The following is a 19,291-nucleotide window of genomic DNA, read 5'->3' as shown; positions in this document are numbered from 1 at the left end:
GGGATAGATGATACGGTTTTTAGAGAAGTATGTGATGCCGGTAGCAGGGAAGGTTGCAGAGCAGAGGCATTTACAAGCAATTCGAGATGGAATTATTTTAACGATGCCTTTCTTAATTATTGGATCGTTTTTCCTCATTATTAGTGCACTGCCGATACCGGGATATAACGATTTTATGGCAGGTTTGTTTGGGGAGAATTGGCAGCGAGCTTTAGGGTATCCAGTTAGTGCAACTTTTAATATAATGGCTTTAATAGCTGTTTTTGGAATCGCTTACAGACTTGGAGAGTATTATAAAGTAGATGCTTTAGCATCCGGGGCATTGTCGCTTGTGACGTTTTTACTTGCGACTCCATTTCAAGTTGCATATATTATACCAAGTACAAAAGAAAGTGTACTTGTAGAAGGCGCTATCCCAGCTGCATTAATGGGAAGCCAAGGGTTATTTGTAGCAATGATTATTGCACTTATATCTACTGAACTTTATCGGTTTATTGTACAAAAAAAGATAATTATAAAGATGCCAGAGACAGTTCCACCAGCTGTCACGCGTTCATTTGCAGCACTTGTTCCAGGATTTATTGTTGTCACAGTTATTTGGATTTTGCGCTTAATTATAGAAAATACTTCTTTTGGCAGTATCCATAATATTGTAGGACAAATTTTACAGGAACCGCTTAGTGTACTTGGCGCTAGTCTTTGGGGCGCAATAATAGCAGTTATTCTCGTTCATGTTCTTTGGTCTTGTGGAATTCATGGTGCTACTATTGTTGGTGGTGTAATGAGCCCCGTTTGGTTGTCGTTAATGGATCAAAACCGAGTTGCTTTTCAAGCTGGGCAAGATGTACCAAATACGATTACGGCACAGTTTTTTGACTTATGGATTTATATGGGCGGTTCTGGTGCAACGCTTGCTCTAGTTGTCGGAATGTTACTATTTGCACGAAGTCAACAATTAAAAAGTTTAGGGAGATTGTCAATTGCACCTGGTATATTTAATATTAATGAGATGGTAACTTTTGGTATGCCGATTGTGATGAACCCACTTTTACTAATTCCATTTATATTAGTTCCAGTCGTCCTAACGATTGTTTCTTACTTTGCAATGGAATGGGGATGGGTTGCACGTCCGAGTGGGGCCGCTGTACCTTGGACGACACCTATTCTTTTTAGTGGATATTTAGGATCGGGCGGGAAAATTTCAGGTGTTATTTTGCAACTTGTTAACTTTGCGCTAGCATTCTTCATTTATTTACCGTTCTTAAAAATATGGGATAAACAAAAACTGGCGGAAGAAAAGGGGGAGTAAAGAACTACAATGGATACGATAGAGACGAAAGCTTTTCATTTAATCTTGCATGGGGGAAACGCGAGAAGTTGTTCAATGGAAGCAATTGATTGTGCGAAGCGTGGGGAGTTTACAGAAGCTGAAGCTAAATTACAAGAAGCACTAGAGGAATTAAAGGAGGCGCACCGCGTACAAACGGAGCTTATCCAGAAAGAGGCTGGTGGCGAAAAGACCGAAGTTACTCTTTTAATGGTACACGCGCAAGACCATTTAATGAATGCAATTACGGTGAAAGAATTAGCGAGTGAGTTTGTAGAGTTATATAGGAAGATGTCGGTGGATGAATGAACCTTGCTTATGCAAGGTTTTTTTATTTCACTAAATAGTGGGTTAAAATAATGAATTATTTTTCATTGAAAAAGTTTTTTTAGTGTTTTTTCATATTAAACACAACTAGACGACTAAACACTAATCTATTTTCATACAGTTATGTGTTAAAAGCGTGTTGTTTTATAACACACTGTGTTTTTTTTGGACGACACACTAATTGAAAGCGTTAACACACAAAGAAAATGCTCGAAAAAGCACTGATTTTAGTGGTTTTAAAAAGTTGGCACGCTAATTGCATTAATAAATAGCGTAAAGAAAAATAAATAAACATAAATTTTTTATACTACACAAGGGGGATTTTCAAATGAATATTTTATTATGTTGTTCAGCAGGGATGTCTACAAGTTTACTAGTTACAAAAATGGAAGCGGCTGCAAAAGCTCGCGGTCTAGAAGGAAAGATTTGGGCTGTATCTGGGGATGCAGTAAAAAACAATATCGACCAAGCAGATGTGTTATTACTAGGACCACAGGTTCGTTACATGCTCTCTTCAATGAAAACGCTTGCTGACGAGAAAAATGTTGGAATCGACGTTATCAATCCAATGCACTACGGCATGATGAATGGAGAAGCAGTTTTAGATCACGCATTAACACTTAAAAAATAATTAGGGGGGAAGCGAAATGCAAAAGTTTATTGCATTTATGGAGAAATATATTGTTCCTGTCGCTGGTAAAATCGGATCGCAACGTCACTTAGCTGCGATCCGTGACGGATTTATTGCAGTTATGCCACTTATTTTAGTTGGTGCACTGGCATCACTAATTAATGGTTTTCCATCTGAAGTTTTCCAAGATTTCATGAAAGGTTTGTTTGGTGAAACGTGGAAACAAGTCGGCGGCGGAATGTGGACTGGTTCTTTCGCGATTCTAGCACTAATCATAGCATTTACAACAAGTTATAACTTAGCAAAATCTTACGGCGTTGATGGTTTGTCAGCAGGTATTATTTCATTTGGTGCGTTAATTATTCTTACACCAACAACACCGAAAGAAGGCGGATTGAACTTAGCTTGGACAGGTGCACAAGGGTTATTCGTAGCAATTATTGTGGCACTCCTTGTTACTGAAGTATTCCGTTTCTTTGTACAAAGAAACATTACTTTTAAAATGCCTGATGGAGTACCACCAGCAGTTTTAAGATCTTTCGCAGCTATAGTTCCAGCATTTGTTATCTTAACAGTAGTTGCAGGTATTCAATTAGCAGTGAAATTATCTGGTACAAGTGTTCATGAATTTATTTTTAATACGATTCAATCACCACTGCAAAGTTTAGCAGGGACATTACCAAGTGCAATTATCATTGTAATCCTTGTTCATCTTCTTTGGTTCTTCGGTTTACATGGGCCAAATATCGTTGGTGGTATTATTGAGCCATTATACTTACCGGCATTAGAGAAAAATATGAATTTATTTAAAGGTGGTACATCTGCATTTGATGTTCCAAATATTATTACAAAACCATTCTTTGATACTTTCGTATACCTTGGTGGTTCTGGTGCGACATTAGCATTCTTAGTAGTGGTATTACTCGTAGCAAAAAGTGCACAATTACGTGGTGTATCTCGCTTATCAATTGGACCTGGTGCATTTAACATTAACGAACCAGTAATATTTGGTACACCAATTATTTTAAATCCAATTTTATTCTTACCTTTTATCCTAACACCAATTGTATTAGTAATTACTTCTTATACAGCTATATCTATGGGGTGGGTACCAAAAACAGTTGTGATGATTCCATGGGCAACACCACCAATTATTAGTGGTTATCTTGTAACAGGTGGACATATTTCTGGTGCAATTCTACAGTTATTCAACTTTGTAATTGCAATGGTAATTTATTATCCATTCGTTGTGTTATGTGACCGTTCAGTTGTTCGTACTGAAAAAGCAGCAGCGCAAGGTAATAGTAATTCTTTACCTATGTAACATAGTAATTGTTCTCACAGATAACACTATCTGTGAGAACAATCACCTTTATATCATGTTCAAAAAGATGAAATCCATCTACAAGAACACCAAACTATCATTCATAAAATAATAATGTAATAGAAATGTTCAAACTGAAGGGGTATGTAAATCGGTTGAACCATAATAGAGAGGGCGGTAATTATGATGACTACAGCAGAACAAATTCCATTCCAATTGATTTTAAATAGTGGTAACGCACGAAGCTTTGCGATGGAGGCACTTCAATTTGCCAAACAGGGGAAAATGGTAGAAGCAGATGAAGCGATGGTAAAGGCAAAAGAAGCGATTAATGAAGCGCATCATTTCCAAACAGAGCTCATACAATCAGAAGCAAGAGGAGAAAAAACAGAGGTTAGTGTTCTTTTAATTCACGCACAAGATCATTTAATGAATGCGATTACAGTGAAAGAATTAGCAGCAGAGTTTATCGATCTTTATAAAAAGCTTGAAGCGAAAGGGGAATAAAGCATGACTGGAATTAAAATTGCTACAATCGGCGGTGGATCTAGTTATACACCAGAGTTAATTGAAGGATTTATTAAGCGTTATGATGAGCTTCCTGTTCGTGAAATTTGGTTAGTAGATATTGAGGCAGGAAAAGAAAAGTTAGAAATCGTTGGTAACTTAGCAAAACGTATGGTGAAAAAATCAGGTTTACCAATCGAGGTACATTTAACACTTGATCGCCGTGAGGCATTAAAAGATGCTGACTTCGTAACAACACAACTTCGCGTTGGTTTATTAGAAGCACGTGCAAAAGATGAAGCAATCCCGTTAAAATATGATGTAATCGGTCAGGAAACAAATGGTCCTGGTGGTCTATTCAAAGCGTTGAGAACGATTCCTGTTATTTTAGATATTTGTAAAGATATGGAGGAGCTCTGTCCGAATGCATGGTTAATTAACTTTGCAAATCCAGCTGGTATGGTAACAGAGGCTGTCCTTCGTTATACAAATATTCAAAGAGTAGTTGGTCTATGTAACGTTCCAATCGGAATCCGCATGGGTCTTGCAAGATTACTTGAAGTAGATGCAAGTCGTGTCCACGTTGATTTCGCAGGTTTAAATCATATGGTATACGGACTAGATGTATACTTAGATGGCGTAAGTGTAATGGATCGTGTGTTAGAGCTTGTGACAGATCCAGAAAAGCAAATTACGATGGAAAATATCGCAGCGCTTAACTGGGAACCAGACTTTATTCGCGGCCTTCGTGCAATTCCATGTCCATACCATCGTTACTACTACAAAACACGTGAAATGTTAGAAGAAGAGAAAGAGGCTTCTGTTGAAAAAGGTACACGTGCAGAAGTAGTAAAACAATTAGAAAATGATTTATTTGAGTTATATAAAGACCCGAACTTAGATATTAAACCACCACAATTAGAAAAACGTGGCGGAGCTTATTATAGTGATGCAGCATGTAGCTTAATTACGTCTATTTACAATAATAAAGGTGATATCCAGCCTGTTAATACACGAAACAACGGAACAATTGCAAGCTTACCACATGATTCAGCTGTTGAAGTGAACTGTATTATTACGAAAGAAGGCCCAAAACCAATTGCAGTTGGAGATCTTCCAGTACCAGTTCGCGGTTTAGTACAACAAATTAAATCATTCGAGCGCACAACAATTGAAGCTGCTGTTACAGGGGATTATCATAAGGCGCTGCTTGCTATGACAATCAATCCACTTGTACCATCAGATAAAGTTGCAAAACAAATTTTAGATGAAATGTTGGAAGCACATAAAGAGTATCTTCCACAGTTCTTTAAAAAGGTAGAGAAGTAAAAGCGGCGCTATTTAGCCCGCTTTTTTTATTCTATTAGGAGGTATTATGATGATTAAGTTAATTGTAAATGCAGATGATTTCGGTCTTACAGAAGGTACAAATTACGGCATTATTGATGGGCATATAAATGGACTTGTAAATTCAACGACGATGATGATGAATATGCCAGGAACAGAGCATGCGGTACGCTTAGCGAAAGAGTATAACCTACTCGGAGTAGGCGTACATCTCGTATTAACAGCAGGGGAACCACTTCTTGGAAACGTACCATCACTTGTAGGTAGCGACGGATTGTTTCATAAACAAAGTGTTGTAAGGGAAGGGAATATAAATCCAGAAGAAGTTGAGAGAGAGTGGACTGCTCAAATTGAGAAATTCCTATCTTACGGATTAACACCAACTCATTTAGATAGTCATCATCATGTACACGGATTACCGATCTTACACGATGTTCTTGAGAGATTAGCAGCTAAATATAATGTTCCAATTCGTCGTTGTGGGGAAGATAGAGCGGTGCATCCATTTTCTGATGTATTTTACAGTGACTTTTATGCGGATGGTGTGACGGAAGATTACTTTGTGAAGTTAAAAGAAAAAGTACAAGGTGAACAAACGGTAGAAATTATGGTTCATCCAGCTTATATTGATCCAGAGCTTGTGAAGCGTTCTTCTTACGTAATGGATCGTGTGAAGGAATTGCGTATTTTAACAGAGAGTGAGTTGCCTGAAGGGATAGAACTTGTGAAGTTTTAATAGAAAAACGACGGCTACATCATGCCGTCGTTTTTTATTTACAAAATGGATAGAATATATCCGCCAAAAGCTCCAAGTATAACGATAACCCAAGGCGGTGCTTTCCAAAAAGCTAGTAAGCAAAAAAGAAGCGAAGCGAAAACGAAATCTGAAGCATTTATAATTGTACTCGTCCAAATGGGATCGTAAAAAGCGGCAATTAAAATACCAACAACTGCGGCGTTAACACCAAGTAGTGCGCCTTGTATGAATGATATTTTTCTCACATTGTTCCAAAATGGTAAAACACCAATAACGAGTAAGAAAGCAGGGAGGAAAATCGCAATTGTTGCGATTATTGCCCCAAGCGTCCCGTTTAACACTGCTCCTATATAAGAGGCGAATGTAAATAGTGGTCCTGGTACTGCTTGTGTTAATCCGTATCCAGCTAGGAACTGTTCTTTCGTCATCATTCCGTTTTGTACGAACTCACCTTCAAGAAGGGGCAGCACGACGTGTCCTCCTCCAAATACAAGTGCGCCAGAGCGATAGAAACTGTCAAATAAAGCGATGTAATAAGAGAACGGTCTTAATATTGGTAGCAGTAGTAATAGTCCAAAGAATAAGACGAGGCAAGAAACTGCTATCTTTTTTGAAATAGGTACTCTTATATTTTGAGATTGGCTAATTGGTTGGTTGCGATATAAAAACCAACCGATAAAGCCACATATTATAATAAGGATGACTTGTGTCCAACTACTTGGCCATAATAAGGCGATTGCGGCAGTTACAATCGCAATCGTTGCACGATTTCGATCTGGAGTTAACTTTCGCGCCATTCCCCATATGGCATGAGCGACAATAGCGACTGCTACAAGTTTTAGTCCATGAATCCAGCCAGCACTTCCAAGATCGAACTGATTAAGGAATGAGGCGAAGAAAACCAAAACAAGCACAGACGGTAAAGTGAATCCAATCCATGAAATAATAGCTCCTAATAGACCGCCCCGTAATAATCCAACCCCCATACCGACTTGACTGCTGGCAGGACCGGGAAGGAATTGACATAGTGCTACTAAATCTCCATAGCTTCGTTCATCCATCCATTTTCTTTTTTGCACGTATTCTTGGTGGAAATAGCCGAGATGAGCGACAGGACCGCCGAATGAAGTAAGTCCTAATTTAAATGAGACGAGAAAAATCTCTAATAATGTATGAAAAGTGTATTTGTTAGTTTTCAATGGAACCTCCTATAATGTTTTTCTATGTGCATTATACAAGAGACTTTCAATCTACAGGAACAATCACAATGTAAAGATTTTGTGAATCTTTTCTTTGTAATTAAAATTGAAAAAGTCATAAATGATTATGTTTAAACCATAAAGTAGTAGAAGTAGTGCTGGGAAATTTATATAAGGAGAATGCCTTATGACAACACATTTCTTTGCCAGGTTAACAGGTAAGAGGGAAGTGCCTCCTGTAAATACAGAAGCTTTTGGGGTAGCAGAGTTTATTTTTAGTGATGATTTAACGAAATTGCATTACAGAGTAATACTAAAAAATATAGAAAAGGTTACATCGTGTCAAATTCATTTAGGGAAGTCTACTCAAATTGGTCCTGTTGTTTTATATTTGTATGGTCCACTGGAGCAAGGGATTAGCTTGAACGAGGGAAGTATTACTGGTGTAGTGAATGTAGAGGATTTTGAGGGACCTTTACAAGGGAAATCATTCGTACATTTACTTCAAGAAATTATTCAAGCAAATGTATATGTTAATGTCCATACGAAATCACAAAAAAGAGGAGAAATAAGAGGGCGAGTTAGAAAAGTAAAGAAATAGAGGCAAAGGCTGTCCATATGTTGGAACAGCCTTTTCTCATTATATAAGGTGCTAGTTTTAGCAATTATTGTCGGTAAATCGATATATTTTGAAAATCGCTGATATAATCTGAGTTACGCCGATATATTTTGAAAATCGCTGATATAATCTGAGTTACGCCGATATATTTTGAAAATCGCTGATATAATCTGAGTTACGCCGATATATTTTGAAAATCGCTGATATAATCTGAGTTACGCCGATATATTTTGAAAATCGCTGATATAATCTGAGTTGCGCCGATATATTTCAATAATCGCTGATATAACTCACGTTACGGTCGATATTTTTAAAAACGGCCTCGATTAATTTTTCACAGGCTGATTTTTAATAAAGAAGTCCATAACATAAAATACTTCGTCATCAGGTATTTGTATTTCAAATGTATTTTCAATTGGTTGCAACGCTTTTTTTACTTTCATATACATCCAGTACTCATCTTGTCTTCTTTTCTCTTTATCAGGGTGAGGAAGAAGGCTTTCTCCTTTTTGAAGACGGTCAACCATACAGCTCATATGCAGAATAACACCCATTAAGCTATCAGGAGTTAGCTGTAAGGAAATTAATTCCTGAATTGTATTTAATGCGTAACGAATTGTTTTGATAAGTAATGCTCCATCGTTACGCTGCATTTGTTGTTCAAGAATATCCGCCATTTTTGCATATGTTTCTTCATACGTAATTAATTCTTGAATTGGCTGAATCGCTGTGTAGTTTACGATGTCTTGGAAATGATATGTTAAGCATGGTACTTGCACATCGAAATTCGTGACGATACAAATGATGTTACGCTCTTTTTTTATGTTCTCAATCATTTTCGTTAAATCTTTTTCATGGACGATACTAATCGGAATAATTTCAATTAAGTCTTTATCAAATCGTAAATAGTTCTCTAACATTTTTTGAATAGCTAAAGCACTTCCTTCACCAGTTAAGCAAGCTGTTAAAATAACAGATTTCATTGGAGAGAGAGGTTTTTTCTTTTCTTCTTGTACGTTTAAGTAAAATGGTGTTAAATTTTTTACTGTTTCATACAGCGCATCTAATGAATAACCGAGCTGAGCTTTTCGAGCTGCTTCTAGTGCGTGTGGTGTGCTCGTCATCGAGAGAACACGTACAGGGATTTTGAACTCCGTTTCTAATATGTCACCGATATAAGCAAGTGACCCCATATCGACAAGTAAGAGAAGCCCATTTACATTTTGTAGTGTTTTCATATACACTTTCACACGTTCCAAGAAATCTTTCGGTGATTCGTGTAACGGCATATCAATACCGGTTACTTCCTCAATGCCGAGAAGTTCGTTTGCGACGTTTGCCATTTCAGTTGCGATGCCATTACCGTGTGCTAATATTAATACTTTTACTTCTGTTTGTGAGGCAGGAATTGGATCAACAACGAAGAACATTGTTAAAAAGCCAGCTTCATCAATAGGCATTGTTATTTGTAATTCTTCCTCCAGTAGTTGAATGCATTGCATAGCTACGGAAAAAGCTTCTTTATATTTCGTACGAATTTGATTTAATTGTGGGTGATGTATTTGTTTTCCGCTTTGTAAACGTTGTAGAGTTGTCTGTACATGTAAACTTAAAGCGAGAAATACTTTTTCATCAAACGTCTTAGATAAATGCTTTTCAGCAAGTTCCGCTATTTTTTCACATACGGAAACGATATTACGATCCACAATTTTAAAAACATTTTCATGGCTTGTTTTTTTTGATATTTGGTTAAAATATTGTACGAAAAAGCTTTGAACATCATTTTCTATTAGTAATTCTAATTCTTCCTCTTCAATACCACGTGCTTGAAGTTCTTCGTATTTATAATCAATATAATCGTAAATAGAAGAGCGTTTTTCATCTTCTGTTTTATGATTACTCCAACCTTCCTCACCTGTAAATACAAATGTTTCATTTGGTATTTGGTATAAGTGACGGCTCTTCCTTTCAATGAACAATCCTTCTTTCATATACCAAGGTAAATCTGTACTTGAAACATAGACAGAATCACGTTTCTTTGTGACCAAATCAGAATAGGCTTTCGCACAGGCAATTTGAACATCTGTTTTTAATTGACCAATGTTATTGGGACAATTGTAAAAGACGAAAGCACGCATTGCATTTGGGCTAACGTGAATGTCTTTTCGCAGACGAATTGCTTCATTTGTGAAAAATAGCTGTAGTAAAGCAAAGCGCTCTTTATGTGTACGCTCACGAAGTGGTGGCAGCGTAACAGTCATTGGTATACGTCTTGTAAATGTTTTTAATAAAAATGAATTTGGTTCTTCTGTTGTTGCAGTAATGATTAATACTTGTGCTTTACGTTCGTTCTCTGTTTCTCCAAGGCGGCGGTATACTCCGCGGTCAATAAAGGTGAAAAGCATTTCTTGTCCCTCTGGAGGCAGGCGATGTACTTCATCTAAGAAAAGAATTCCTTCATGTGCTTTTTCAATTAACCCTTTTTGATCACTTGCTCCTGTATAAGCTCCTTTTTTAATCCCAAATAATTGCCCGAGTAGTAACTGTGGATTATTTGCATAATCAGCACAGTTAAATACGATAAATGGTGCATCTTTTGGAAGCTGTTCAACTTCAATTGCATATTCGTGCATTAAAGAAGCAAACATAGACTTTCCGACCCCTGTTTCTCCCAGTAGTAAAGTATGCATACCGTTTGGAGGATAGAGAATAGAAGCTTTCGCTTTTTCAATTGCAATTTTAAGGCTCGTATTTTCAATTGCAAATGTATCTAATGAAGTTATGTCTTTTGAATGCGTTTCCAACGAAGTGTTCGTTTCTATGTAAAAACGAACAGGTCGCGTATTTGTTTTTAATAAACGTTTATCTTTTACAAGTTTGTTTAAATCGCTACTTACATTGGCGCGATCTAGTTGCAGAAATGTAGCGAGTTCTGATGCGGTTACACCTTCTGTATAATTGCCTTTTTGTATTGCGTTAAAAATGAGATCTATTCGTTTCATTTCTATTCACCTCGAAACTTCATCACTATTTAAAATTTTACACAAAAATGGGAAGGGTGGGAAGAGAAAAATAAAACAGCTTTAGCACATAGGCACTAAAGCTGTTACAATCTTGTGTCTTTCCAAAAATTCACCTTGAGATGAGAAGAAGGATTATAGGGAAGAAGTTTGTATCCTTGTGACTGTAAATAATCAATTACTTTTGGCAGTATTTGTACGGTTACACTCGAATCATGCATTAAAATGACTTCGACTTGTTCATCACTTTGGTTACGTACTCTTTCGAGTATGGCAGAAGGATTGTCATAGCTTTTCCAGTCGTATGTATCGATCGTCCAATCCCACATTTTATACTGGGCCGATACAAGTGCGTCACGGTAATTCTTTTTTAAGTAAGGCATACTACCATATGGAACGCGAACGAGATGTGTATTTAATTTCGTAACTTGCTGGACAATGCTTTGTGTTTGCTCCATTTCTGCAATTAAAGTGGAAGGGTCACCAGTGTAAAGGCGTTTTACATCATGTGACATGCTGTGGAGCCCGATATAATGTCCTTCTTTAATTAATCGTTGCATCGTTTTTGTGTAATGTGGCACTTTTCCGCCAATAACAAAGAAAGTTGCTTTTCCGTTCTTTTCTTTTAAGATGTTTAAAATTTGTGTAGTATATTTGTTTGGCCCGTCATCAAATGTTAAGTACGCAATTTTTTGTGTAGGAGAAGTTGTTTCAGTATTTGGATGATATTCAGCAGGAATAACAGTTGTTGCTTCAGTATTAGATGATACGTACATAGTAATCGTTAAAAATAAAATAATACATTGAAATACTCGCTTGATCATAACATTCACCCTCAGTTTGACAATCAAGATGTAAAAAAGAAAACTTGATACTTTTCTTATTATGTATATCTTTCTCCAATAGAGGAACTCTCAAACAATCTATATTTTGGAAATATAAAATGAGAATAAAAAATAGCATCCTCTTATAAGAAAGAGGATGCTATTTGAATATTTCATAATTGAAAAGGCTATACTACAATTAGTCTTCGCGTTTTTTCACTTTTTTATAAAAGGAAATGATTGGTTTGTAGCGTTCATGTACAAGCCCGATTATTTCAGCGATGATTTCTGTGAAGAAAATCAAAGCAAAAAGAAGAATAATGGATAACCATAACGTTGCACTAGTGAAAATAATGGCATTTACACTAAAGAAAATACCGAATGCGTATATAATTAGTACCGTTTTGCGATGAGAGAATCCCATTGCAAGTAAGCGGTGATGTAAATGCGATTTATCTGGTGCTGAAATAGGTTTTTTATTTACGATACGACGGATGATTGCAAATATCGTATCAAATATAGGTACACCTAAAATGATAATTGGAACGATAAAACTGAATAACGTTACACTTTTGTATAATCCAAGTAACGATATAACAGAAATACAGTATCCTAAAAATAGTGCTCCTGTATCTCCCATGAAAATTTTTGCTGGATGGAAGTTGTAGAATAAAAATCCAATTGTACTTGCTAATATAATTAATGCAAGTGGCAAGATAATAGCTGTTCCAGTACCCCATGGGCTAGTGAAGGCCATATATGCTAGCGTTGCAAGTACGATAGATGAAATCCCAGCAGATAATCCATCTAAGCCGTCAATTAAGTTGATTGCATTCGTAATACCTACAAGCCAAAATACTGTAATTGGATAAGCAAGCCATCCAAGTTCAGTATCCCCAAGGAATGGGATATATAATACTTGCACTAATAATCCACTTTTTACAATCATAATGGCAACTAACAGTTGTCCACCGAATTTTACTCTCGCAGATAACTCGTACATATCATCTAAAATTCCGATGATTACAATGATAATCGCACCTAGCGTTATCGATAACATTCTTTGTTCATATAAGCCGCCGACAACAAATCCTACAGCTACACCAATAAATATTGCCAACCCGCCAAGACGTGGCATAATCTTTTGGTGCACTTTACGTGCGTTTGGCTTATCTGTCGCTCCTATTTTAAAAGCTAATTTAATAACTAAAGGAGTAACGACGAGTACAGTGATGAAAGATGCCAAAATGGCATAAATCACTTGTGAGTCCATTAATACCCCACCCTTTATAGTCTAACGTAATTTTTTTTTGAAAATATATTTATCTGAAAATTATGATGTTTATTTACAGGCTCATAACATATGGTATCACAAAAAGATTAGAATTCAATCTTTTTTTCTTTTTACGGTTAATGGAAGCGGATAGAATATATGACAATTGTATATAGAATGTTGAATCATATAAGAAGGTTAATCGTACTGGGCTTTGGAATGTAACATTTCCTCTTTTTCTGCAATAGTGAATACTTTTATTTCAGTATTATAAGTGTTGCACGTAGAAATGAGTAAGTTTCGTGTTAAAATGTGGGAATTTATCACGCGTGACCTGGCAGCCTGATTCTCACTGATTAAGTTTTACTTTATAGTGCATTTAATTTTACAAAAACTTTAAAAAAAGTAAGGGAAGTAATTCATATAATGAAGAAGGAAAAGGGTTTTCTCATTTTTAATATGAGAGGGGGAAGCGCAGGGAGAGTTCTATATTTCATATCTTTTCTATTGTAAATTCCTGTGCGAAAAGGAAATGAAAATTACGATAGTAGGTACTGGATATGTTGGATTGATTACAGGAGTAGGATTGGCAAAATTAGGGCATTCAGTTACATGTTTTGATATAGATGATGAAAAAATTGAACGGATAAAACAAGGGGATTTACCTATTTATGAGGCCAGATTACATGAATTAATAAATTATGCATATGAGAATAATGCTTTAACTTTTACATCAAATAAAGAAGAGGCATTTGATGATGTAGAGTTTATATTTATTGCAGTTGGAACACCACCGTTATTAGATGGGACGGCAGATTTAACGTATATTCAGAGTGCTTGTAACGATATTGGATTATATGCGACGAACGATATTATTGTTGTTACGAAAAGTACAGTTCCAGTAGGTACAAATGATGTAATGAAGGGATGGATTGAGGAGAAGTTAAAAGGGAGGCATACAGTACATATCGTATCGAATCCAGAGTTTTTGCGTGAGGGTTCAGGTATTTATGATTTCTTTCATGGAGATCGTATTGTAATTGGAGCGGATAGTAAGGAAGTAGCAAGAAGAGTAGAGAGTTTGTATAGTCAATTATGCTTAGAAACGTATGTTACAGATATTAAAAGTGCGGAGATGATTAAATACGCGTCGAACGCCTTTTTAGCTACAAAGATTAGTTTCATTAATGAAATTTCAAATATATGTGAGAAGGTAGGCGCGAATGTATTGGATGTTGCCAAAGGGATGGGAATGGATAAGAGAATCGGTGCATCTTTTTTAAATGCGGGCATTGGCTACGGAGGGTCGTGTTTTCCGAAAGATACGAAAGCACTGGTACAAATTGCGGGAAATGTTGCTCATGATTTTCGTTTGTTAAAAGCAGTTATTGAAGTAAATAATAAGCAACAGCTGCTATTGATTGAAAAAGCGAAAAAAGTTATGAACATGAATAAAAAGCGGATTGCAGTTCTTGGCGCATCCTTTAAACCGAATACGGATGATATTAGAGAGGCATCATCTCTTATTATAATAGAAGCATTAATTAATATAGGTGCAGATATTGTTCTTTATGACCCAAAAGCAATTCAATATGTAAAGAATATATTTGGAGATGCTATACAATATAGTAGATGTATAGATGAATCGATTAGAGATGCGAGTGCGGTTTTTATCGTAACAGAATGGGGAGATATTCAAACTTATCCGTTAGAAAAGTACGTACAACTTATGAGGGAGCCTATTTTATTTGATGGGAGAAATTGTTATACTGATGAAGATGTTAAGAAACAAAAGATAGATTATTACTCGGTGGGAAGAAAAAGTATTTGTAATAGAAAAGTTTCTGTTATGCGTTAAAAAGGGATGTACTCATGTATATTTTTATATGTCATAATAGAAGCTGTAATTAGTGAAAGAAAAGAGGCAATCACATGACTGAACGTTTAAAAGTAATGACAATTTTCGGGACACGTCCAGAAGCAATTAAAATGGCACCTCTTGTATTAGAGTTGCAAAAACACCCAGAAAAAATTGAATCGATTGTGACTGTAACAGCACAACATCGCCAAATGTTAGATCAAGTATTAAGTATCTTTGGAATTACGCCAGATTTCGATTTAAATATTATGAAAGACCGCCAAACTTTAATTGATGTTACAACGCGTGGTTTAGAAGGTTTGGATAAAGTAATGAAAGAAGCGAAGCCGGATATTGTACTTGTACATGGTGATACAACAACAACATTTATTGCAAGTTTAGCTGCTTTTTATAATCAAATTCCAGTAGGTCATGTTGAGGCGGGCCTTCGTACGTGGGATAAGTATTCTCCATACCCAGAAGAGATGAATCGTCAATTAACAGGTGTAATGGCGGATCTTCATTTCTCACCGACAGCAAAATCAGCAACGAACTTACAGAAGGAAAATAAAGATGAGTCACGTATTTTCATCACAGGAAATACAGCGATTGACGCGCTACAAACGACTGTAAAAGAAACATATAGTCATCCTGTACTAGAGAAACTTGGAAATGATCGTCTTGTACTTATGACAGCTCACCGCCGTGAAAACTTAGGTGAACCGATGCGTAATATGTTCCGTGCAATTAAGCGTCTTGTTGACAAACATGAAGATGTACAAGTTGTGTACCCTGTTCATATGAACCCTGTTGTTCGTGAAATAGCAAATGAAATTTTAGGTGAACATAACCGTATTCATTTAATTGAGCCGCTAGATGTAATTGATTTCCACAATGTTGCAGCTCGTTCATACTTAATGTTAACGGATTCTGGTGGTGTACAAGAAGAAGCTCCATCACTTGGTGTACCAGTTCTTGTTCTTCGTGATACAACAGAGCGCCCTGAAGGTATTGAAGCAGGTACGCTGAAATTAGCAGGAACAGACGAAGAGACAATCTTTGGTCTTGCTGATGAGCTGTTATCAGATAAAGAAGCTCATGATAAGATGGCGAAAGCATCTAACCCTTACGGTGATGGTCGTGCATCAGAGCGTATTGTAGAAGCAATTTTACAGCACTTTAATAAGTAAATAAAAAAGGCCCAATCGCATAGATTGGGCCTTTTTGTTACGGCTGATTGCGCATAATCCACTCTGCATGAGCATTTGTAGAAGGTGGCGGATCAGTTGGTGTTTTATTTTGGTTTGTTGCTTTTTTTGTTTGTTCGTTAGAATTAGAATTTGAATCAGGACTTGAGTTGTTTTTTGTAGTTGGTTTTTTTGCTTTTTCTCCTAATTCTTTTTCAATTTCGTTACGCACCGTTTCTACACTGATTGGATCTGGAAGGAAGTAATAAATACCGCCTATCTTTTTGTCTTCGCCTTCAAGCTTTAACGTTTGCATTGTAGAAGGATCAAATCCAGAAAGTTTATTGTAAAGAGCAAGTCCGTCTGAAATAGGAATGTCGGTTTTTATATATTTTCCAACGACAGCTGTTAAATCTTTAATTTTAAATACAGTAGAGGTGGAGTTTAGCTTTTGGGCAACAGCGGCCAGTAATTGTCTTTGTCTAGCAGCTCGACCATAATCGCCATTTGGATCTTGCTTTCGCATACGGACATAAGCAAGTGCTTCTTCACCGTTTAAGTTTTGCTGTCCTTGCTTAAACTGAATTTTTTTGTAGTAATCCACGTCAGAGCGCTCCCAGAAATCGAAGGGTACGTCAACGGTAACACCGCCAACAGCATCAACGATACCTTTAAAGCCTTGGAAATCAATTTTAATATAATGGTCTACAGGAACTTTTAGAAAACCTTCTACAGTTTTGATTGCCATTTCCTCTCCACCGTAAGCATGGGCGGCATTAATTTTGTCTTCTTTTCCCTTTCCGACAATCGGAACGCGGCTATCACGAGGAATGCTCATAAGCGAAATCTTTTTAGTTTTCGGATTGACTGTTGCAAACATTAATGAGTCTGTACGACCATTTTGACCATCTGTCGCATAATCTTCTATACCCATAATGAGAATTGTAAAAGGTTCCTTTGTAATTTCTACATCTTCGTTTCTTAAATCCGATTTTTCACGAGTAAAACCACTATACATCCCCATAAGAGAAGAGTAAGAATTTAACACATAAACTCCTATGCTGCCAAATAAAAATGCGAAAATAAGGAAGAAGAAAAGTTTCCTTCTTCGCTTCTTTTTTATTCTGCTATTTTGGAGATGATAATAACGTTCTTCCATATATAATCTCCTTAGTTCGTTAGTTCATTTGTAGGGAAGTAATTCACTACATTAATCTTTGAAGGTGATAAATGGGTTATTCTTAGATAACATCTTGTTCTAAGTACAACATATCTCCTTCTGTAATTGTACATTTCCCGTTTGTTAATTCAATCATCCAATCTGTAAATGCTTGTTTGCCGTCTTCTTCTACATACGTATCAAATGTGACATTTTCTAGATAATGAATATCTTTAATGGCATATTTTGAATTGCGTAATTCATTTTCCACTTTGCCAAGTAATGTGTAATCAATCTCGGTTTGCATCACACGCATTAGTTTTCGCTGGACAACACCGACATGATTAATGCCTTCGCTTGTACACTTTCCATATGCACGAATTAATCCACCTGCGCCAAGTTTAATGCCACCAAAATAGCGTGTTACGACGACGACGGTATCTTTTAGTCCGCGTTTTTTTAGTACCTCTAACATTGGTACGCCAGCTGTACCGCTAGGCTCACCGTCATCATTTGCCTTTTGAGTATGATCTTGTTCGCCAATTAAATAAGCGGAACAATTATGTGTTGCATTCCAATGTTGTTTTTTTATTTTTTGTATAAATTCTTGAGCCTCTTCCTCAGTTGTTGCTCGGCTAATATAACAAATAAATCTTGATTTTTGAATGACGATTTCGTGTTCGCCGTAGTCTTTGATTGTAAAATATTGTAATAGCACTTGTGTACGCCCCTATCTATCAAAATGACTAGTACTTTCCATTTTAAAAGCGAGCCTTTTTATATTCAAACATTTTTTCTAAATATGCTGAAGTTTTTGGTGAGTATTTTATCTTTTTGTTGTAATTTGTCGAGATGGTAGGTATAATTTCAACCGGCATTTTCATGTATGGATGCACCATTTGTAGTTTTCGTGTAAAATTAGGAAATAAAACTTTTTATAAGGCAGGTACGAAAATGAAAATAGCTATTGTTACTGATAGTACGGCATATATACCGAAGCAAATTCGTGATGAACTCAATATATATATGATTCCATTAAACGTTGTGTTTGGAACAGAATCTTATCAAGAAGAAGCTGAAATTTCAGCAGATGATTTTTATGTGAAAGTACGTGAACAAGAGGAACTTCCAAAAACTTCTCAACCAGCAATCGGAAAGTTTGTTGAGCTATATGAAGAACTAGCTAAAGATTATGATGCAGTTATTAGTATTCACCTATCAAGTGGAATTAGTGGTACATATCAAACATCAACAACAGCTGGACAGATGGTAGAAGGTATTGATGTATACACGTATGACTCTGAAATTAGTTGTGAAGTACAAGGATTTTATGTGCGTGAAGGTGCAAAGTTAGCAAGTGAAGGAAAGAATCCAAAAGAGATTATCGCTCGTTTTGATGAAATGAAGAAAACGATGGACGCCTATTTTGTAGTTGATGATTTACATCATTTACAACGTGGTGGTCGATTAAATAGCGCGCAAGCTTTCATCGGCAGTCTGTTACAAGTGAAGCCAGTTTTATATTTTAGAGATAAAATCATTATTCCGTTTGAAAAGATTCGTACACGTAAAAAAGCATTAAAACGTATCATTGAAATTTTTGATGAGCAAGCAAGTAAAGGTGTACCTATGGAAGCAGTTATCATTCATGCGCAACGTGAAGAGGAAGCGAATGAATGGAAGAAAGAATTAGAAGCAAAATATCCTCACGTCACAATTCGTACAGGTTATTTTGGAGCTGTAATTGGTACGCACTTAGGTGAAGGTGCATTAGGTCTTGGATGGTATACGAAGTAATAAAGATATAAAAAGCTCTCTTTTTAAGAGGGTTTTTTTACGGGTATGTTACGTTTAGTTGACAAGTTAATATTTGGAAATGGTAAAATGTACGTAAAATAAAATAATGAGGAAAGTTTTATAACTTACTTTTTA

The 19,291-nt window shown here is 36.3% G+C and carries 17 protein-coding genes; 11 read left to right on the top strand and 6 right to left on the bottom strand.

The window, feature by feature from the left end; translation table 11 throughout:
- Positions 1–7: 7 nt before the first annotated feature.
- The 7 genes from celB (DN407_RS25715) to chbG all read left to right on the top strand — a co-directional run bounded on the left by celB (DN407_RS25715) (position 8) and on the right by chbG (position 6,199).
- Positions 8–1,309, top strand: a complete 1,302-nt coding sequence (gene celB, locus DN407_RS25715) for a PTS cellobiose transporter subunit IIC (RefSeq protein ID WP_000617782.1) — start codon at positions 8–10, stop codon at positions 1,307–1,309.
- A 9-nt stretch (positions 1,310–1,318) separates the two neighbouring features.
- Entirely contained in the window at positions 1,319–1,636 is a 318-nt protein-coding gene (locus DN407_RS25710) for a PTS sugar transporter subunit IIA (protein WP_000379645.1), read from the top strand.
- A 346-nt stretch (positions 1,637–1,982) separates the two neighbouring features.
- The gene (locus DN407_RS25705; RefSeq protein WP_001023563.1) at positions 1,983–2,285 is read left to right on the top strand and encodes a PTS sugar transporter subunit IIB; all 303 of its coding nucleotides are present in this window, start codon (positions 1,983–1,985) and stop codon (positions 2,283–2,285) included.
- Between the two features lie 16 nt (positions 2,286–2,301).
- Positions 2,302–3,609 carry a PTS cellobiose transporter subunit IIC gene (gene celB / locus DN407_RS25700; protein WP_001168837.1) on the top strand — a complete coding sequence of 436 codons (1,308 nt, stop codon included), beginning with the start codon at positions 2,302–2,304 and terminating at the stop codon, positions 3,607–3,609.
- Positions 3,610–3,792: 183 nt separating this feature from the next.
- The gene (locus DN407_RS25695; protein WP_000989059.1) at positions 3,793–4,116 is read left to right on the top strand and encodes a PTS lactose/cellobiose transporter subunit IIA; all 324 of its coding nucleotides are present in this window, start codon (positions 3,793–3,795) and stop codon (positions 4,114–4,116) included.
- Positions 4,117–4,119: 3 nt separating this feature from the next.
- Entirely contained in the window at positions 4,120–5,445 is a 1,326-nt protein-coding gene (gene celF, locus DN407_RS25690; RefSeq protein ID WP_000145762.1) for a 6-phospho-beta-glucosidase, read from the top strand.
- A 49-nt stretch (positions 5,446–5,494) separates the two neighbouring features.
- Positions 5,495–6,199 (top strand): chitin disaccharide deacetylase, encoded by a 705-nt coding sequence (chbG, locus tag DN407_RS25685; RefSeq protein WP_000593491.1) that lies wholly within the window; start codon positions 5,495–5,497, stop codon positions 6,197–6,199.
- 38 nt (positions 6,200–6,237) lie between these two features.
- Here the strand turns inward: chbG and DN407_RS25680 are convergent, their stop codons facing one another.
- Positions 6,238–7,419, bottom strand: coding sequence for a chromate transporter (locus DN407_RS25680; protein ID WP_000856219.1), 1,182 nt, complete (start codon positions 7,417–7,419; stop codon positions 6,238–6,240).
- Positions 7,420–7,606: 187 nt separating this feature from the next.
- Between DN407_RS25680 and exsM the strand changes: the two genes are divergently transcribed.
- Positions 7,607–8,020: an exosporium regulatory protein ExsM gene (gene exsM, locus DN407_RS25675; protein WP_000207046.1), complete on the top strand. Its 414-nt coding sequence runs from the start codon at positions 7,607–7,609 to the stop codon at positions 8,018–8,020.
- Positions 8,021–8,364: 344 nt separating this feature from the next.
- On the opposite strand, the gene DN407_RS25670 is transcribed toward exsM, so the two are convergent.
- The 3 genes from DN407_RS25670 to DN407_RS25660 all read right to left on the bottom strand — a co-directional run bounded on the left by DN407_RS25670 (position 8,365) and on the right by DN407_RS25660 (position 13,155).
- On the bottom strand, positions 8,365–11,040 hold the full coding sequence (locus tag DN407_RS25670; protein WP_000820967.1) for a sigma-54-dependent transcriptional regulator: 2,676 nt from the start codon (positions 11,038–11,040) through the stop codon (positions 8,365–8,367).
- Between the two features lie 104 nt (positions 11,041–11,144).
- Positions 11,145–11,882: a polysaccharide deacetylase family protein gene (locus tag DN407_RS25665; protein WP_000597152.1), complete on the bottom strand. Its 738-nt coding sequence runs from the start codon at positions 11,880–11,882 to the stop codon at positions 11,145–11,147.
- Between the two features lie 199 nt (positions 11,883–12,081).
- Positions 12,082–13,155 carry a UDP-N-acetylglucosamine--undecaprenyl-phosphate N-acetylglucosaminephosphotransferase TagO gene (locus DN407_RS25660; protein ID WP_000378319.1) on the bottom strand — a complete coding sequence of 358 codons (1,074 nt, stop codon included), beginning with the start codon at positions 13,153–13,155 and terminating at the stop codon, positions 12,082–12,084.
- Between the two features lie 532 nt (positions 13,156–13,687).
- On the opposite strand from DN407_RS25660, the gene DN407_RS25655 reads away from it, so the two are divergent.
- Together DN407_RS25655 and wecB are read left to right on the top strand one after the other, a co-directional pair.
- Positions 13,688–15,013 (top strand): UDP-glucose dehydrogenase family protein, encoded by a 1,326-nt coding sequence (locus DN407_RS25655; protein ID WP_000704920.1) that lies wholly within the window; start codon positions 13,688–13,690, stop codon positions 15,011–15,013.
- 74 nt (positions 15,014–15,087) lie between these two features.
- Complete coding sequence (gene wecB / locus DN407_RS25650) at positions 15,088–16,203, top strand: non-hydrolyzing UDP-N-acetylglucosamine 2-epimerase (protein ID WP_000140145.1); 1,116 nt, start codon at positions 15,088–15,090, stop codon at positions 16,201–16,203.
- Between the two features lie 37 nt (positions 16,204–16,240).
- On the opposite strand, the gene DN407_RS25645 is transcribed toward wecB, so the two are convergent.
- Positions 16,241–17,359 carry an LCP family protein gene (locus DN407_RS25645; protein ID WP_000392785.1) on the bottom strand — a complete coding sequence of 373 codons (1,119 nt, stop codon included), beginning with the start codon at positions 17,357–17,359 and terminating at the stop codon, positions 16,241–16,243.
- An 82-nt stretch (positions 17,360–17,441) separates the two neighbouring features.
- Positions 17,442–18,077 carry a YigZ family protein gene (locus tag DN407_RS25640; protein WP_149216704.1) on the bottom strand — a complete coding sequence of 212 codons (636 nt, stop codon included), beginning with the start codon at positions 18,075–18,077 and terminating at the stop codon, positions 17,442–17,444.
- A gap of 236 nt (positions 18,078–18,313) precedes the next feature.
- On the opposite strand from DN407_RS25640, the gene DN407_RS25635 reads away from it, so the two are divergent.
- Entirely contained in the window at positions 18,314–19,156 is an 843-nt protein-coding gene (locus DN407_RS25635; protein WP_000684725.1) for a DegV family protein, read from the top strand.
- The last annotated feature ends 135 nt before the right edge of the window (positions 19,157–19,291 follow it).

The sequence above is a fragment of the Bacillus sp. JAS24-2 genome, from assembly GCF_008274905.1.
Classification (GTDB): Bacteria; Bacillota; Bacilli; order Bacillales; family Bacillaceae_G; genus Bacillus_A; species Bacillus_A cereus.
This window is presented reverse-complemented; position numbering and strand designations above follow the sequence as displayed.

Bases quoted from the DNA above. Each gene is read 5' to 3' on its own strand.
- celB (WP_000617782.1), top strand. From the start codon at position 8: ATGATACGGTTTTTAGAGAAGTATGTGATGCCGGTAGCAGGGAAGGTT.
- DN407_RS25710 (WP_000379645.1), top strand. From the start codon at position 1,319: ATGGATACGATAGAGACGAAAGCTTTTCATTTAATCTTGCATGGGGGA.
- DN407_RS25705 (WP_001023563.1), top strand. From the start codon at position 1,983: ATGAATATTTTATTATGTTGTTCAGCAGGGATGTCTACAAGTTTACTA.
- celB (WP_001168837.1), top strand. From the start codon at position 2,302: ATGCAAAAGTTTATTGCATTTATGGAGAAATATATTGTTCCTGTCGCT.
- DN407_RS25695 (WP_000989059.1), top strand. From the start codon at position 3,793: ATGATGACTACAGCAGAACAAATTCCATTCCAATTGATTTTAAATAGT.
- celF (WP_000145762.1), top strand. From the start codon at position 4,120: ATGACTGGAATTAAAATTGCTACAATCGGCGGTGGATCTAGTTATACA.
- chbG (WP_000593491.1), top strand. From the start codon at position 5,495: ATGATTAAGTTAATTGTAAATGCAGATGATTTCGGTCTTACAGAAGGT.
- exsM (WP_000207046.1), top strand. From the start codon at position 7,607: ATGACAACACATTTCTTTGCCAGGTTAACAGGTAAGAGGGAAGTGCCT.
- DN407_RS25670 (WP_000820967.1), bottom strand. From the start codon at position 11,040: ATGAAACGAATAGATCTCATTTTTAACGCAATACAAAAAGGCAATTAT.
- DN407_RS25665 (WP_000597152.1), bottom strand. From the start codon at position 11,882: ATGATCAAGCGAGTATTTCAATGTATTATTTTATTTTTAACGATTACT.
- DN407_RS25660 (WP_000378319.1), bottom strand. From the start codon at position 13,155: ATGGACTCACAAGTGATTTATGCCATTTTGGCATCTTTCATCACTGTA.
- DN407_RS25655 (WP_000704920.1), top strand. From the start codon at position 13,688: ATGAAAATTACGATAGTAGGTACTGGATATGTTGGATTGATTACAGGA.
- wecB (WP_000140145.1), top strand. From the start codon at position 15,088: ATGACTGAACGTTTAAAAGTAATGACAATTTTCGGGACACGTCCAGAA.
- DN407_RS25645 (WP_000392785.1), bottom strand. From the start codon at position 17,359: ATGGAAGAACGTTATTATCATCTCCAAAATAGCAGAATAAAAAAGAAG.
- DN407_RS25635 (WP_000684725.1), top strand. From the start codon at position 18,314: ATGAAAATAGCTATTGTTACTGATAGTACGGCATATATACCGAAGCAA.